The organism is Pseudomonas sp. YH-1, assembly GCF_051990045.1.
GTDB classification, from domain to species: domain Bacteria; phylum Pseudomonadota; class Gammaproteobacteria; order Pseudomonadales; family Pseudomonadaceae; genus Pseudomonas; species Pseudomonas nicosulfuronedens.
Map to the genome: position 1 here is coordinate 4,335,436 of NZ_CP178184.1, position 14,000 is coordinate 4,349,435.

At 67.4% G+C, this 14,000-nt stretch carries 11 protein-coding genes and 1 pseudogene; all 12 read right to left on the reverse strand.

What is annotated here, in order from left to right:
- Position 1: 1 nt before the first annotated feature.
- The gene (locus ACKI1H_RS19870; protein WP_440468892.1) at positions 2-757 is read right to left on the reverse strand and encodes a methyl-accepting chemotaxis protein; all 756 of its coding nucleotides are present in this window, start codon (positions 755-757) and stop codon (positions 2-4) included.
- Positions 758-859: 102 nt separating this feature from the next.
- A pseudogene (locus ACKI1H_RS19875) lies at positions 860-2,125 on the reverse strand (HAMP domain-containing protein); the annotation flags it as partial.
- Between the two features lie 32 nt (positions 2,126-2,157).
- Positions 2,158-3,495: a hypothetical protein gene (locus ACKI1H_RS19880; RefSeq protein ID WP_440466052.1), complete on the reverse strand. Its 1,338-nt coding sequence runs from the start codon at positions 3,493-3,495 to the stop codon at positions 2,158-2,160.
- Between the two features lie 241 nt (positions 3,496-3,736).
- The gene (locus ACKI1H_RS19885; RefSeq protein WP_440466053.1) at positions 3,737-4,684 is read right to left on the reverse strand and encodes a helix-turn-helix domain-containing protein; all 948 of its coding nucleotides are present in this window, start codon (positions 4,682-4,684) and stop codon (positions 3,737-3,739) included.
- Between the two features lie 92 nt (positions 4,685-4,776).
- Positions 4,777-5,796 carry a phosphotransferase enzyme family protein gene (locus ACKI1H_RS19890; RefSeq protein ID WP_440466054.1) on the reverse strand — a complete coding sequence of 340 codons (1,020 nt, stop codon included), beginning with the start codon at positions 5,794-5,796 and terminating at the stop codon, positions 4,777-4,779.
- 11 nt (positions 5,797-5,807) lie between these two features.
- Positions 5,808-7,082 carry an aspartate aminotransferase family protein gene (locus tag ACKI1H_RS19895; protein ID WP_440466055.1) on the reverse strand — a complete coding sequence of 425 codons (1,275 nt, stop codon included), beginning with the start codon at positions 7,080-7,082 and terminating at the stop codon, positions 5,808-5,810.
- Positions 7,075-8,394: an amino acid permease gene (locus ACKI1H_RS19900; RefSeq protein WP_138523851.1), complete on the reverse strand. Its 1,320-nt coding sequence runs from the start codon at positions 8,392-8,394 to the stop codon at positions 7,075-7,077. The genes ACKI1H_RS19895 and ACKI1H_RS19900 overlap by 8 nt, the downstream gene beginning before the upstream one ends.
- Before the next feature lie 523 nt (positions 8,395-8,917).
- Entirely contained in the window at positions 8,918-10,969 is a 2,052-nt protein-coding gene (gene paaZ / locus ACKI1H_RS19905) for a phenylacetic acid degradation bifunctional protein PaaZ (protein ID WP_440466056.1), read from the reverse strand.
- A 354-nt stretch (positions 10,970-11,323) separates the two neighbouring features.
- Positions 11,324-12,400: a 1,2-phenylacetyl-CoA epoxidase subunit PaaE gene (gene paaE / locus ACKI1H_RS19910; protein WP_138523855.1), complete on the reverse strand. Its 1,077-nt coding sequence runs from the start codon at positions 12,398-12,400 to the stop codon at positions 11,324-11,326.
- A 25-nt stretch (positions 12,401-12,425) separates the two neighbouring features.
- Positions 12,426-12,959, reverse strand: a complete 534-nt coding sequence (gene paaD / locus ACKI1H_RS19915) for a 1,2-phenylacetyl-CoA epoxidase subunit PaaD (RefSeq protein WP_138523857.1) — start codon at positions 12,957-12,959, stop codon at positions 12,426-12,428.
- Entirely contained in the window at positions 12,946-13,707 is a 762-nt protein-coding gene (gene paaC / locus ACKI1H_RS19920; protein WP_440466057.1) for a 1,2-phenylacetyl-CoA epoxidase subunit PaaC, read from the reverse strand. The genes paaD and paaC overlap by 14 nt, the downstream gene beginning before the upstream one ends.
- A gap of 10 nt (positions 13,708-13,717) precedes the next feature.
- A complete protein-coding gene (gene paaB, locus ACKI1H_RS19925) occupies positions 13,718-13,999 on the reverse strand; it encodes a 1,2-phenylacetyl-CoA epoxidase subunit PaaB (protein WP_017520939.1) in 282 nt (93 codons plus the stop codon).
- Between the last annotated feature and the right edge of the window lies 1 nt (position 14,000).

The window sequence follows — 14,000 nt, forward strand, 5'->3', positions numbered from 1 at the left end:
GTCAGGCGCGGAACTGCTCCACCAATCCCTGCTGCCGGCTGGCCAGGTCGTTCAGTGAGCGACTGGCGCTGGCGGCTTGCTGTGCGTGGTCGGAAATGGTCTGGGTGACGTCGCGGATGCCGGCGATGTTGCGGTTGATTTCCTCGGCGACGCTGCTCTGTTCCTCTGCCGCGCTGGCGATCTGCAGGTTCATCTCGCTGATCAGGTTCACCGCCTCGCCGATCCGGCGCAGCGCGTCGATGGCCCGGCGCGCCTGATCGACGTTGCCCTGGGCCTGGGCGAAGCTGCCCTGCATTGCGCTGGTCACTGATTGGCCGCGGGCCTGCAGATTCTCGATCACCTGGCGAATCTCCTCCACCGACTCCTGGGTGCGCCGGGCCAACCCGCGTACTTCGTCCGCGACCACGGCGAAACCGCGCCCGGCATCGCCAGCGCGCGCCGCTTCGATGGCGGCATTGAGGGCCAGCAGGTTGGTCTGCGCGGCGATCCCGCAGATGACTTCGAGGATCGAGCCGATCTGCTCGTTGCTTGCCGCCAGTTGCTGCAATTCAGCCATCGCCTGGTTCATCCCGGTAGCCAGCAGGTCGATGCCGCTGTTGGTGGCGTCGAGGGTGCGGAAACCATCGTCACAGGCCTGTTCCGCCGTGCGCGCCGCTTCGGCGGCGCGAGCGGCGCTGCGGGCCGAGTCCTGGGCGGTGGCGGACATCTCCTGGAGCGCCGTGGCGACCATGTCGATTTCGCGGAACTGCTGCTGCATGCCGTCGCTGGTCTGTCGGGCGATCTGCGCCGAGCGGTCGGCGGTGGAGTGCGCCTCGCGAGTCGCCGATTGCACGGCGGCGATGCTGGGTTGCAGCTTGTCGAGGAAGCGGTTGAAGGCGGTGGCCAGGCGGCCCAGTTCGTCGCGGCGCGGGTAGTCCAGGCGGCGGGTGAGGTCGCCTTCGCCATCGGCGATGTCCTCGAGCATGCGCGCCAGGCGCAGGATCGGCCGGCTGATGCCCAGCGCGGTCAGCGCCACCAGCAGCATGCCGAGCAGCCCGGCGGCGATGCCGACGCCAGTCTCCAGTGCGGTACTTTTCCAGCGCAGATCATCCAGCGTGCCCTTTAGACGTTCCGCCGGGGCGAGCATCACCGCGCGCGGCACACTGAGCAGGATGCCCCAGGGGGCGGCGTCCGGCACCGGCGCCAGGCTGTGCAGCACGCTGATGGATTCGCCGTCGTCGCTGGACTGCGAGCGCCCGGCGGCGATCTCGGCGAGGAGGGCCTTGTCGTCGAACCTCTGCCCCAGTTTCGAGGCATCGCCGCTGTCGCTGGCAACCAGGCCGTTGGGGCTGAGGATGCGGATGCGGCTCTGACCGTCGAACAGGCTGCGGCTGCCATCTGCGCTGCTTTGCTGAAGCGCCGCCAGATCGATATCGAAGCCCACGGCGGCGATTGCCTTGCCGTTCTCCAGCAGCGGCAGGGTGACACTGGTGACCAGCCGGCGCTGGCCTGAGGCGTCGTCGAAGTAGGGATCGAGCACGCAGGGGCGGGCGTGCCCGGTGGAGCAGGTGAAGAAGGCGTTGTAGGGCTGACCACTGGGGCCGGGCGTGGTGTCGCCGAGCACTTGCTCGGTGCCGATCACCCGCTGGGTCTCCTTGCCGTTCTGCAGCAGGTAGAGGGCGAAGCGGCCGGTTTCATTGCTGCCCAGGTCTTCGCGGGCAGTGAACTGGCCGTCGGCGGCATCCAGCGCATCGGGCTGGAACACCAGGAACAGGCCGAGCAGCTCCGGGTGGGCGCCGAGGGTATCGGCCATCGAATGATTGAGCGCGGTGCGCAGCGCGGCGGGGTCGAGGACGCCCTGACGCTGTTGTGCTCGCAGGGTCTGCACCGTGCGAAGCAGCCCTTCACCGAGCAGCAGGTTGTTCTGCAGGCGTTCGCGGATCAGCAGGGCCTGCACCTGGCCCTGGGTTTCCAGGTTGTGCCGCGCGGCAACGGCGAAGAGTTCGCCGCTGTCGTGCTGGATGGTACGGCTGTCCTGCCGCGCCTGGTACAGCGAAAGGCCGATCAGGACGCTGGAGACCAGCAGCAGGCAGAGGCCCGCCAGCCAGGTGATGCGGCCCTGGATCGAAGTCAGGAGGCTGGGCATGGCGGGCTCTTCTTTCTGCTGGGTGAGGGGGCTTAGAAGGTGGTGGAGAACATCAGCTGGCTGTACAGGTTGCTGTCGTCGTTGCCGATCTGGGTGCCGCCTTCGGCCGCGCTTTTCTTCGGCTGGTACAGGCCCACCAGCGGGATGATCACCAGGTGCTCGTTGATCGCCCATTCGGCGTAGAGGTCCAGCTCGCGGCCGTCGGTGTTGCCCAGGTCGGTGTCCAGGGTGTGGAAGTCGAAGTACTGCGCGCCGATGGAAAGGTTCTCCAGCGGGGTGACCTTGGCGCCGACGTTGTGCACGCGGGTATTGCTGTTGAACGGACCGGAGTAGTTGCCCGCCACTTCGCCCTGGAACCAGGTCCCGAAGCCACGGCTGAAGCCGTAGAAGAGCGTGTCGTAGCCTTCGGAGAAGCGGCTGAAGCGGTAGCTGACGTAGGGTTTCCAGGCGATGTCGGAGAAGGTCCAACCGGCTTCGAGGTACCAGGCGTTCTCGCTGTCGTCGCTGTACTGGGCGTTGTCCTTGTCCTGCCAGGCGTATTCGCCGGAGAGGAACAGGTTTTCCACGCCGGCGTTGCCAGTGCCGCGCAGGCTGTAGGTCTTCATGTCCTTGCGGTCGAGCTGGATGGGCGAGGCGTAGCGCTCGTCAACGTCGGTGACGTCGATGTAGGTCAGGCCGAAGGTGGCTTCCGGGGCGACGTGCTCGAGGGTGGCAACGTACAGCTCGGAGTTGGCCTGGGCGCGGTTGTCCGACTTCAGGCGCATCAGGTCGCCGCGCCAGCCTTCCTTGCCGCCGATGCGCAGCACAGCGGTTTCGTCGAAGGCGCGGCGGCCGGCGAGGTAGTAAGCGCCGCCACGGTTGTATTCACCGTCGGCCAGGCCCTTGCCCATGTTCAGCGCGTCGCCGTCGATCAGGAAGCCGTCGCCGACCACGATGTTCTGGCGGCCGGCGGAGAGGTCGATGCCGTCCTCGCCGAGGGCTTCGAACAGGTTGCCCGAACGCCAGCCGGCGTAGGCGTCCTCGATCTTGGTGGTGCGTTCGGAGCCGTCGGTGAAGCCGGCGGCGTCGCCGTCGCCCCAGGTGCCGGAACTGATCAGGTTGAAGGCACCGTAGGCGGTACCCGCACCGCCCAGCTTCTGGTCGCCGCTCAGGCCGTACTTGATGAAACCTTCCTGCCAGGAGGACGAGCCTTCATCCAGCGTGCCAGTCATGTTGTAGCGCTCCTGGCTGTGGAACAGCCCGAAGGTCGCCGAGAGATCGGCGTTCAGGTGCGTGTCGTCGGTGGCGTACAGCTCGTAGGCGCTGGCGGAGCTGGCCCCGGCGATGAGCAGGGCGAGCAGGGTGGGGCGCAGCACGGCGGCGTGGGTCATGGCGAAGGCATCCGTTGTTCTTGTCGGTTGGAGGGGATGGGTCTTCTGCCGATGCTAAGTAAGGGCTGGCGTTGTGCCGTTGCGTGTGTCTGCCAAGTGATTGGGTGTGGTTGCCAGATCCGATGGGGTGCCTTTTGTAGGACCGAGGGGGACGCCCAGTCCTTGCTCGCGAACCCGCTTGACGCGGGAACTGCCGGTGGATCTGTTCGCGAGCAAGCTCGCTCCTACGAAGAGCAGAAGCTCAGCGCATGCGCGAGAGCAGCGACGGCTGCTCCGCATACAACCGCTTGTACAAGGCTGAGAAATGGCTGGAACTGGCGAAGCCCAAGTCCAGCGCCAGGCTGGTGATGCTCTGCTGCGGCTCCTGCTTGAGCCGGCGGCGCGCCTCGGCCAGGCGCAGGCTGAGGAAGAACTGCTGCGGCGTGCTCTGGCAGATCTGCCGGAAGCAGTACTGCAGGGTGCGCTGGCTGGTGTTCAGGCTCTGGCTCAGTTCCAGCAACGACAGTGGCTCGGAAAGGTCCGCCTGCATGCGCTCGATGGCTGCCAGCACCAGCCGGCGATGCTGCTGCAATGAGCGTGGCGCGCCCTCGCGGTCGCTGCCGGGAAGAATTTCCTCCAGCGCCTGCAGCACGTGGCTCAGCACCAGGGCGACGGCGTGCCCGGCCTGTTGCGGATCGTCCACCCGCCACGGTTCGGCCTCGAAGGCGGCGAGGGCGCCACAGAGACTGCGGCGCAGATCGCCGGCCCCCGTCGGTGAAAGTTGCAGGCGCCGTTGCTGCAGCGCGCGCTCGAACAACTCGCGCTCTTCGGTGCCGAGCAGGCGTTCCAGCTGCGGCTGGCTGAAGGTCAGACCGAGCATGTGGATTTCCCCGGCGGCGCAGATTTCCAGCTCGCGGCCGCCTTCGAGCACCAGCAGGGTGTCGTCATGCAGGGACTGGCCGTTGAAGCGCGAATCGGCACTGGCACGCAGGGGAATACCGATCACCAGGTGTCCGGCCGGTGGCGCCATGTTCTCGTGCAGGTGCAGGTTGGAGTGTTCGTAGATCAGCGAGGCACCGGGCAGCTGCACATGCAGCAGCTCCGCCTGCAGGCGGCCATGGCCGAGCTGGGTGTAGTCCTGGCTCCAGCCGGCGAGGGCGCAGGCCAGTTCATCGGAGTCGGTTGCCTGGTGGCGGGCTATGCCGGTCATGGCGGTTCACCTCGGTGGTGCGCCGAGTATCGGTCAGCGCTGGCGTGCAGGCTTGTGCCTGCACGCCAGGGTGTTGCGGCGCTCTGCCAGTTTCAGCGGTCGGCGAGGTAGGCGGCGGCCAGTGTACAGGCGCGTTCGATCAGCATGGGGGCCAGTTCCCGTGCGGTTTCGCTGTTGCGCCGGGTGTGCACCCAGCCCAGGTAGGTCGTGCCGCGCAGTGCGAGGAACAGCGGCAGGGCGGACCGGTCGGCGGCGGACAGGGGTTTGACCGAGTCGTAGCCGGCCAGCAGCGCCGCCTGGATCTGTGCCAGGCGCGGGTCGTCCAGGCAGAAGTACAGCGCAGTGGCCAGCTCGAACATGTGCCAGCCGAAGCCGGCATCGTCGAAGTCGATCAGCTGCAGTTCGCCGCCTTCGAGCAACAGGTTTTCCGGCACCAGGTCGGCGTGGATCATGCCGAAGTTGCCCAGGCTGCGGCCGTAGCGGCGCAGGTCGAGGCGGGCCTCCTGTCGAGCACGTTGGAGCAGTTCCTGCTGGTCGTCGCTGAGCAGGTCCAGCTCCCAGAAGCGTCCCCAGAACGGATTGGCGCCTACCAGGCCTTCCTCGTCCCAGGCGTGCCGGGTGAATTCGTTGGGTTGGCGCCACTGGGCCGAATTCAGGTGGATGCGCGCGGCGACGGCGCCGGCCTGGTGGAACAGCGCCTCGATGTCGCCATCGGCGCTCAGGCCCTGTTCGGCGGAGCCCAGGGTGCTGCCGCCAAGCCAGCCGAGCATGTCGACGAAGCGCGGCTCCGCCAGTGCGGTGCTGCGTACCTCGGCCAGGTGTTCGCCGCTGCGGGTGCGGATGATGCTGGGCACGCCGATGCCGCCGGCGGCCAGTTGCTCCATCCAGGTCAGCTCGGAACGCAGCGCCGCCTCGCTGTGGTAGCCGCCGCGGTGCACGCGCAGGGCGCTACGGGTGCCGTCGCTGCGGGTGGCGCAGAACACCGCGTTCTCGCGGTACTTGAGCAGTTCCAGGCCGACGAAGTCGCCGTCCCAGTGGTGCAGGGCGTCCAGCGCCAGGTCGCGCAGGCAGGCGATCTGCTGGTCATGGTCGAGCAAAGAGAAGTCAGTCATGCCGGTTTCCTTCAAAGCTCGCCCAGGACCTGGTCCAGGGTGTGGATGAACAGCTCGCCGTGTTCGCCCTGGAAGGGCAGTGGCGGGCGAATCTTGAGGATGTTGTCGTCGCCGCCGATCTTGCTGATCAACACGCCGCGCTGGCGCATCGCGTTGACGATGCGCCGTGCCTCCAGGCCTGCCGGCTCGCGGCTGGTGCGGTCGCGCACCAGTTCCACGGCGAAGAACAGGCCCTGGCCGCGCACGTCGCCGATGATCGAGTGGCGCTCGGCGAGTCGATGCAGTTCGGCGCTGAGGCGAGCTCCCTGGCGCCGGGCGTTGCCTTGCAGGTCCTCTTCGGCGATCACGTCGAGCACCGCCTGGCCGACGGCCGCGGCCACGGGCGAGCCGCCGAAGGTGTTGAAGTACAGGTTGGCGCGGCCGAAGGATTCGACGCGCTCGCGGCTGGTCACCAGACCGGCCAGGGGGAAACCGTTGCCCATGGGCTTGCCGAGGGTGACGATGTCCGGCACCAGCGGGTGTGACTGGTGGCCCCACAGGTGATCACCGGTGCGGGCGAAGCCCGATTGCACCTCGTCGGCGATCAGCAGGCCGCCGGCCTCGCGCACCAGCTTGGCGACGCGCTCCAGGTAGCCGGCCGGCAGGCGCGGGATGCCTTCGTTGGCGAACAGCGTGTCGATCAACATGGCCGCGAGGCCTACGCCGGCCGCCTGCAGCTCGGCAATGGCTTCGGCGACCTTGGCGACATAGCGGTCGGCGACCTGCTCGGGCGTGCCGTCCGCGTGGTACAGGCAGGGGATAGGCAAGGCCCGCGCATGGACCGAGAACGGCTCCGAGCTGGGCAGCGCGGTGGTCACCGCCGCCAGCGAAGTGGTGTTGCCGTGGTAGTTGTAGTCGCTGACGATGATGCCCTTGTTGCCGGTGGCGAAGCGCGCCATGCGCAGGGCCAGTTCGTTGGCCTCGCTGCCGGTGCAGGTGAACATCAGGCTGTCCAGTGGGTCGGCGAAGGTCGCGGTGAGGCTTTCGGCGTAGCGCACCACGCGCTCGTTGAGGTAGCGGGTGTGGATGTTCAGCGTCGCCGCCTGTTCGGCCATGGCGGCTACCACTCTGGGGTGGCAGTGACCGACGCAGGGCACGTTGTTGTAGCAGTCCAGGTAGCGCTTGCCGGCGGCGTCGATGAGCCAGACGCCTTCGCCTTTCACCAGCTCCAGCGGCTCGTCATAGAACAGTGGCGAAGCATCGCCCATGACCTGGTGGCGGCGTTGCAGCAGGGTTGCTTCAGACATTCTCGGCATTCTCCAGGGGCTTGCCGGCGCGGCTCGCGGCGCGCAGCAGGTAGTTGAGGATCAGTGCGACGACCACCAGCGCCAGGGCGCTGAGCATGGCCACTTCCAGCTGGAAGCAGGCAGCGATCACCACCAGTGTCAGCAGCATGCCGACGCTGGCCACGGCCGGGCCGCCGCGCAGGCGGAAGGGGCGCACCAGGCCGGGCTGGGTGCGGTGCAGGCGCAGGTAGGCGGCGAACAGCACCAGGTGGCAGCTGCCCAGCAGCAGGACGATGCACAGCAGGAGTTTTTCCGGCGGCACCAGGGTGAGCGGCAGGCCGATCACGGTCAGCACCAGCAGGGCCACGTAGGGCGAGCCACGACGGTTGGTGCGGGCGAGAGCGGCGGGGAAGAAGCCGTCGCGGGCCAGGGCGAACAGTTGGCGGGAGGCGGAGAACACCACCGAGAAGAAGGTCGCCAGCAGGCCGCACACGGCGCCGGAGCCGACCAGCAAGGGCAGCCAGTCGCGCTCGCCGTAGAGTCCGCCGTGGGTCATGGCGGCGTACAGCGGATCACCCGCGTTGCCGACCACTTCCACGCCGGCAGCGCCCGGCGCGCTGATTACCACGGTCAGGGCGGTCAGCAGCAGGGTGCCGACGGCGGCGATGATCCCGCGCGGCATGCTGCGGCCCGGTTCGGCGGCTTCCTCGGCAGCGGAGGCGACCTGCTCCAGGCAGATGAACATCCAGATGGCGAAGGGGACGCAGGCGAACACGCCGGAGACGCTCACGCCCGGCAGTGCGCTGCCGGATGTAGCCAGCAGATTCTCCCAGTGCACGTGGGGCAGCATGGCGCCGCCGAAGGCGAGCAGTGCGATGGCTGCCACCGCGCCGGCCAGCAGGGTCAGCCCGAGAGCCTCGCCCACGCCGATGATGTGGATGCCGATGATCACCGCGAACAGGCCGATGCGTACCGGCCAGCCGCCGAAGCCGAACACCGATTCCATGTAGGCGGCGAGGAAGTTGGCGGCCGCGCCGGTGCCGATGGTCAAAGCCAGTGCACAGGCGGCACCGACCAGGTAGCCGACGAAGGGTCCGAAGGCCAGCTGTGCGTAGGCGAACACGCCGCCAGCGTGGGGCCGGGCGGTGGAGAGTTCGCACACGCACAGTGCCAGGCCGCCGCAGAGCACGGCCATCAGCAGGGTGGCGACGAGCATGTTGGCCCAGCCGCTACTGGCCAGGCCGTAGTTCCAGCCGGAGAACTGCCCGGCGATGACCAGTGAAATGCCGAGCCCGGCGATCTGGGGCCAGCGGAGTACGCCTTGTTTGAGCATGGTGGTTGTCCCTTGCCTTTGATTGATCGAAGTAGTGAGCGGCAGTCAGCCGCGTGCGCCTGGGCGCAGCGGGCAAGGGAGATGGCCGGCGGATGCCGACGGTTGAATGCGTGGAGTCATGGGGCGGCCCTTCTTGTTGTTTTATGGGGTGGTGCACGCGCCCGCCGTCAGGAGCAGCGGGCAGGGAGAAGGTACGGAGGGCGCGGGGTGGGGCGATATCAGAAATGCGCAAAGACGCAAGGTGGGGTTTTCCGCGGGAGAAGGCAGAGGGGGCCAGGCGGCTCCGATGGGGCGGAAACTGGCAGGAGCGAGCTTGCTCGCGAACAGCATGCGTAGGATGCGTCAGGGGTGAGGCAGGTTCGCGAGCAAGATCGCTCCTACGAAGTGCCGATCGTGCCAGGACCGCAACGCGCATGACGCGCCAGCGTTATCCGCCCTACGCGCTACAGGGTGTGGTGCAGGCATAAAAAAACCGGCCCGAAGGCCGGTCGAGAATGACACTGGAGTTGCAGCGATCAGCGCATCACGCGCGCTTGAGCACCAGGGTCAGAATGTCGTAGCTGGCGACCAGTTCACCCAGCTGGTTGGTGACTTCCACGTCCCAGGCCACCACGCCCTGCGGTTCGCCCTTGGGGCTCTTCTTGCCCTGGTCGATCTTGCGCTTGCAGGTCAGGCGGGCCTGGATGGTGTCGCCGATGCCCACCGGGTTGATGAAGCGCAGGGTGTCCAGGCCGTAGTTGGCCAGCACCGGGCCGACGCCGGGGGAGACGAACAGGCCGGCCGCCGCCGAGAGCACGAAGTAGCCGTGGGCGATACGCTTGCCGAACTGCGAGTCCTTCGCCGCCAGCTCGTCGAAGTGCATGTAGAAGTGGTCGCCCGACAGGCAGCCGAAGTTCACCAGGTCGGCCTCGGTGACGGTACGGCGATGGGTCAGCAGCGACTCGCCGATCTTCAGATCGTCGAAGTAGCGGCGGAACGGGTGCACCTCGGTCTCGTACACCTTGGCGCCGCGCACGTATTCGCCGGTGACGGCCATCAACATGCTCGGCGAGCCCTGCACGGCGGTACGTTGCAGGTAGTGCTTCACTGCGCGCAGGCCACCCAGCTCTTCACCACCGCCGGCGCGACCGGGGCCGCCGTGCTTGAGCACCGGCAGCGGCGAGCCGTGGCCGGTGGATTCGGCGGCGGATTCGCGGTCGAGGATATGCAGGCGACCGTGCAGTGCGCCCATGACCGGAACGACTTTCGCGGCGACCTGCGGGTCGCGGGTGATCAGGCTGGCCACCAGGCTGCCCTTGCCGCGTGCGGCCAGGGCCACTGCCTCGTCGATGTCGTCGTAGGTCATCAGGGTGGTCACCGGGCCGAAGGCCTCGATGTCGTGGGCACCGCCTTCGGCGTGCGGATCACGGCTGCGCAGCAGGGTCGGGGCGAAGAACGCGCCTTCGGCCACGCCGTCGCCGCGTGGAGCGAAACCGTCCTTCGCGCCGAAGAGCAGATCGCTGGACTTCAGCAGGGCTTCCACGCGCTCGGCGACGTCGGCCTGCTGCGCGTGGGAGGCCAGGGCGCCCATCTTCACGCCTTCCACCGATGGGTCACCGACCACGACCTTGGCCAGGCGCTCACGCAGGCGTTCGGCGACGGCGTCGACGTGCTTGGCGGGGACGATGGCGCGGCGGATGGCGGTGCATTTCTGCCCGGCCTTGACGGTCATCTCACGGGCTACTTCCTTGACGAAGAGGTCGAATTCGTCATCGTCCGGGGTGACGTCCGGCGCAAGGATGGCGCAGTTGAGCGAATCGGCCTCGGCGTTGAACGGCACCGAGTTGCGGATCAGGTTGGCGTTCACGCGCAGCTTGGCGGCGGTGTCGGCGGAGCCGGTGAAGGTCACCACGTCCTGGCCTTGCAGACGGTCCAGCAGGTCGCCGGTGCCACCGATGATCAGCTGCAGGCTGCCAGCCGGGAGCAGGCCGGACTCGTGCATCACGCGCACGGCGGCTTCAGTGATGTAGCTGGTGGCAGTGGCCGGTTTGACGATGCAGGGCATGCCGGCGAGGAAGCTCGGCGCGAACTTCTCCAGCATCCCCCAGATGGGGAAGTTGAAGGCGTTGATGTGCACGGCGATACCGCCGCGCGGCACCAGGATGTGGCTGCCGGCGAACTTGCCGGTCTTGCCCAGCGGCATGGCCGGGCCTTCGTGGACGACGTTGCCCGAGGGCAGCTCGCGGCCGCCGACGCCGGCGTAGGCGAACAGCGTACCGGCGCCGCCTTCGATGTCGATCCAGCTGTCGGCGCGAGTGGCGCCGCTGTGGCGGGAAATCTCGTAGAGCTGTTCCTTGCGCTCGGTGAGGTACAGCGCCAGGGCCTTCAGGCGTTGGGCGCGCTGCTGGAAGTCCATGGACATCAGTTCTTTCAGGCCCTGCTCACGGGCATGGGCGACGGCTTCGGCGAAATCCAGTGCCTCTTCGTGGGTGCGTGCCACGGTCTGGCCGTTGAGCGCGCTTCGCAGCGCCTGGGCGCCGTGCTGGCCGACCCAGCGGCCGCCGATGAAACTTTGCAGGATTGGCTCTTGGGCCATGGTTGTCTTCCTCCGGATCGCTACGCAAGGGTGCCGGCTGGTGCCGGTGACCGCCGCGCCGGGTGGGCGTCGGCGGCGCTTGATTAATTGGCGGGACTAAGCCGCCGGAAAAGGTCCGCCAGGGTCCTTGTGGGGCGCTGGCGGTGGAGCTGAATCGTTGTCGCAGAAGGCGAGCCTGCTCGACGCCGGCCTTGCCGGCGGTTCGCGGACAAGGTCCGCTCCTACGCAAAGCGCGCCGGGACCACCCTGTAGGAGCGGACTTTGTCCGCGAATCCTTCTGCGCATGCCGGGGCTGCGGCAGAGTGCGGTTCGCGAGCAAGGACTAGGCGTCCCCCTCGGTCCTACAGGAACGGCTCAGAGCTGGTCGAAATCGAGTACGACGTTGTCGCTGACCGGATACGCCTGGCAGCTCAGCACGTAGCCGGCCGCCACTTCGTAATCCTCCAGGGCGAAGTTGCTGTCCATTTCCACTTCTCCGGAAACCACCTTGCACTTGCAGGTCGAGCACACGCCGGCCTTGCAGGAGTAGGGCAGTTCGGCGCCCTGGGCATTGCCGGCATCGAGCACGCTGACGCTGTTGCGGGCCAGCTCGAAGGACAGCTCGCGGCCATCGCTGATCACGGTGATCCGGCTCTTCGCGCTGTCGACTGCGGCGGCGGCCTGGCGGGCTTCGCGCTTGCTCTCGCTGCCGGCGGCGGCGAACAGTTCGAAGTGGATGCGCTCGGCCGGCATGCCATTGCCCTTGAGCTGGTCGCGCACGGTCTCGGTCATTGCCTGCGGGCCGCAGATGAAGGCGGCGTCCAGGCTCTTCACGTCGAGCCAGCGGCTGAACAGCTGGCCGCACTTGTCGGCGTCGATGCGGCCGTTGTAGAGGTCGACGTCCTGCTGTTCGCGGCTGAACACGAAGATCAGGTTGAGGCGCTGCAGGTAGCGGTTCTTCAGGTCTTCGAGCTGTTCGCGGAACATTGCGGCGTTGCTGGAGCGGTTGCCGTAGAGCAGGGTGACGCGGCTGTTCGGCTCGGTTTCCAGGGTGGTCTTGACGATCGACAGGATCGGCGTGATGCCGCTGCCGGCGGCGACCGCCAGGTAGTTGCCGTGGCGTGCCGGGTCCAGTGCGACGTTGAAGTGGCCGGCTGGCGGCATGACTTCCAGGCTGGCGCCGACCTTCAGCGACTCGTTGGCGTAGGCAGAAAAACGCCCGCCCGGCACGCGCTTGATCGCCACGCGCAGCTCGCCATCATTCACGCCGCTGCAGATGGAGTAGGAGCGGCGCACTTCCTCGCCGTCGAGCTGGGTGCGCATGACCAGGTGCTGGCCGTGCTGGAAGCGGAAGCTGTCGGCCAGGTCCGTCGGGACGTCGAAGGCGATGGACACGGCGTCGCGGGTTTCGGCGCGTACTTCCTTGATTTTCAGGCTGTGGAACTTGCTCATTGTTCTTCTCCGGCGGCGTTGCCGCTCAGATGCACTTGAAGTAGTCGAACGGCTCGCGGCAGTCGACACAGCGGTACAGCGCCTTGCAGGCGGTCGAGCCGAACTCGCTGAGCAGCTCGGTGTGCGCGCTGCCGCACTGTGGGCAGCACACTTCCGGGCTTTCACCGAGCAGGCTGCGCTTGCTGGTGCTGCCGGACGGCGGAGCGATGCCGTAGACGCGCAGCGCTTCGCGGCCGCTGTCGCTGATCCAGTCGGTGGTCCACGCCGGGTTCAGCCGGCGCTCCAGTTGCGGCGCGGCGAAGCCGGCGTGCTCCAGGGCGTGCTGGATGTCCTGCTCGATGACCTCGGTGGCCGGGCAACCGGAGTACGTCGGGGTGACTACCACGTGCAGATGCCCGTCCTGCCAGTCGAGGCCGCGGACGATGCCGAGGTCGACCACGCTGACCACCGGCACTTCCGGGTCCATCACCGCGCCGAGCACGTGCCAGGCGCGGCTGAGGTCGTCAGCCGTGCCGGCACGGGCGCCGCGATCGCTGGTAATCAGCTCACCAGGTCGCATCGGGGTAGGCCCGTTGGAGGAACTGCATCTCGGCCAGCAGAATGCCCAGGTGCTCGGTATGCAGGCCACGGCGGCCGCTTAGGTAGAAGTTCACCGCCGGTTCGGGCACCGGCAGGGTCGCGGCGGCGAAGATGTCGGCGACCTTGGACTTCCAGGCGGCGGCCAGCTCGGTCGGGTTCGGTGCGATCCCGGCTTCGAACAGGCGCTGCTCGATGTCGTCGGCGTTGCAGAGTTCGACGGTAAAACGCCACACCTGCGGAATCGCCGCGAGCATGTGCGCATGGCTTTGCTCGGTGCCATCGCCCAGGCGCTGCATCCATTTGCCGGAGCGACGCAGGTGGTAGGTGACTTCCTTCAGGCCCTTGGCGGCGATGGCGGCGATGCGCTCGTCGCTGGAGCTGCTCAGGGCGTGCAGTACATGGAAGTGCCAGGTGTCATAGAGGAACTGCTTGGTGATGGTCACGGCGAAGTCGCCGTTGGGCTGCTCCACCAGCAGCAGGTTGCGGAAGGCGCGCTCGTCGCGGCGGAAGGCCAGGGCATCGGCGTCGCGGCCGTCGTCCAGCAGTTCCACGGCGTATTCGTACCAGTTGCGTGCCTGGCCCACGAGGTCGAGGCCGACGTTCATCAGCGCCAGTTCTTCTTCCAGCGCCGGGGCGTGGCCGCACCATTCGCACAGGCGCTGGCCCTGAATCAGGGCGCTGTCGGCGAGGCGCAGCAGGTATTCGATCTTGTCGTTGTTCGGGTTCATCGCACGCGTCTCACATGTGGCCGACTTCGGGCGGCAGCTCGTAGAAGCTGGCGTGGCGGTAGACCTTGTCCTGCGACGGATCGAACAGCGGATCCTTTTCGTCGGGGGAGGAGGCGGTGATCAGCGCGGAGGGCACGACCCACAGGCTCACGCCTTCGTTGCGGCGGGTGTACAGCTCGCGGGCGTTCTCGATGGCCATGGCGGCGTCGGCGGCGTGGACGCTGCCGACGTGCTTGTGGTTCAGGCCGTGTTTGCTGCGCACGAATACTTCGAACAAAGTCCACTCGGACATG

Bases quoted from the DNA above. Each gene is read 5' to 3' on its own strand.
- paaD (WP_138523857.1), bottom strand. From the start codon at position 12,959: ATGCGACCTGGTGAGCTGATTACCAGCGATCGCGGCGCCCGTGCCGGC.
- paaZ (WP_440466056.1), bottom strand. From the start codon at position 10,969: ATGGCCCAAGAGCCAATCCTGCAAAGTTTCATCGGCGGCCGCTGGGTC.
- ACKI1H_RS19870 (WP_440468892.1), bottom strand. From the start codon at position 757: ATGCAGCAGCAGTTCCGCGAAATCGACATGGTCGCCACGGCGCTCCAG.
- ACKI1H_RS19880 (WP_440466052.1), bottom strand. From the start codon at position 3,495: ATGACCCACGCCGCCGTGCTGCGCCCCACCCTGCTCGCCCTGCTCATC.
- paaB (WP_017520939.1), bottom strand. From the start codon at position 13,999: ATGTCCGAGTGGACTTTGTTCGAAGTATTCGTGCGCAGCAAACACGGC.
- ACKI1H_RS19890 (WP_440466054.1), bottom strand. From the start codon at position 5,796: ATGACTGACTTCTCTTTGCTCGACCATGACCAGCAGATCGCCTGCCTG.
- ACKI1H_RS19900 (WP_138523851.1), bottom strand. From the start codon at position 8,394: ATGCTCAAACAAGGCGTACTCCGCTGGCCCCAGATCGCCGGGCTCGGC.
- ACKI1H_RS19885 (WP_440466053.1), bottom strand. From the start codon at position 4,684: ATGACCGGCATAGCCCGCCACCAGGCAACCGACTCCGATGAACTGGCC.
- paaE (WP_138523855.1), bottom strand. From the start codon at position 12,400: ATGAGCAAGTTCCACAGCCTGAAAATCAAGGAAGTACGCGCCGAAACC.
- paaC (WP_440466057.1), bottom strand. From the start codon at position 13,707: ATGAACCCGAACAACGACAAGATCGAATACCTGCTGCGCCTCGCCGAC.
- ACKI1H_RS19895 (WP_440466055.1), bottom strand. From the start codon at position 7,082: ATGTCTGAAGCAACCCTGCTGCAACGCCGCCACCAGGTCATGGGCGAT.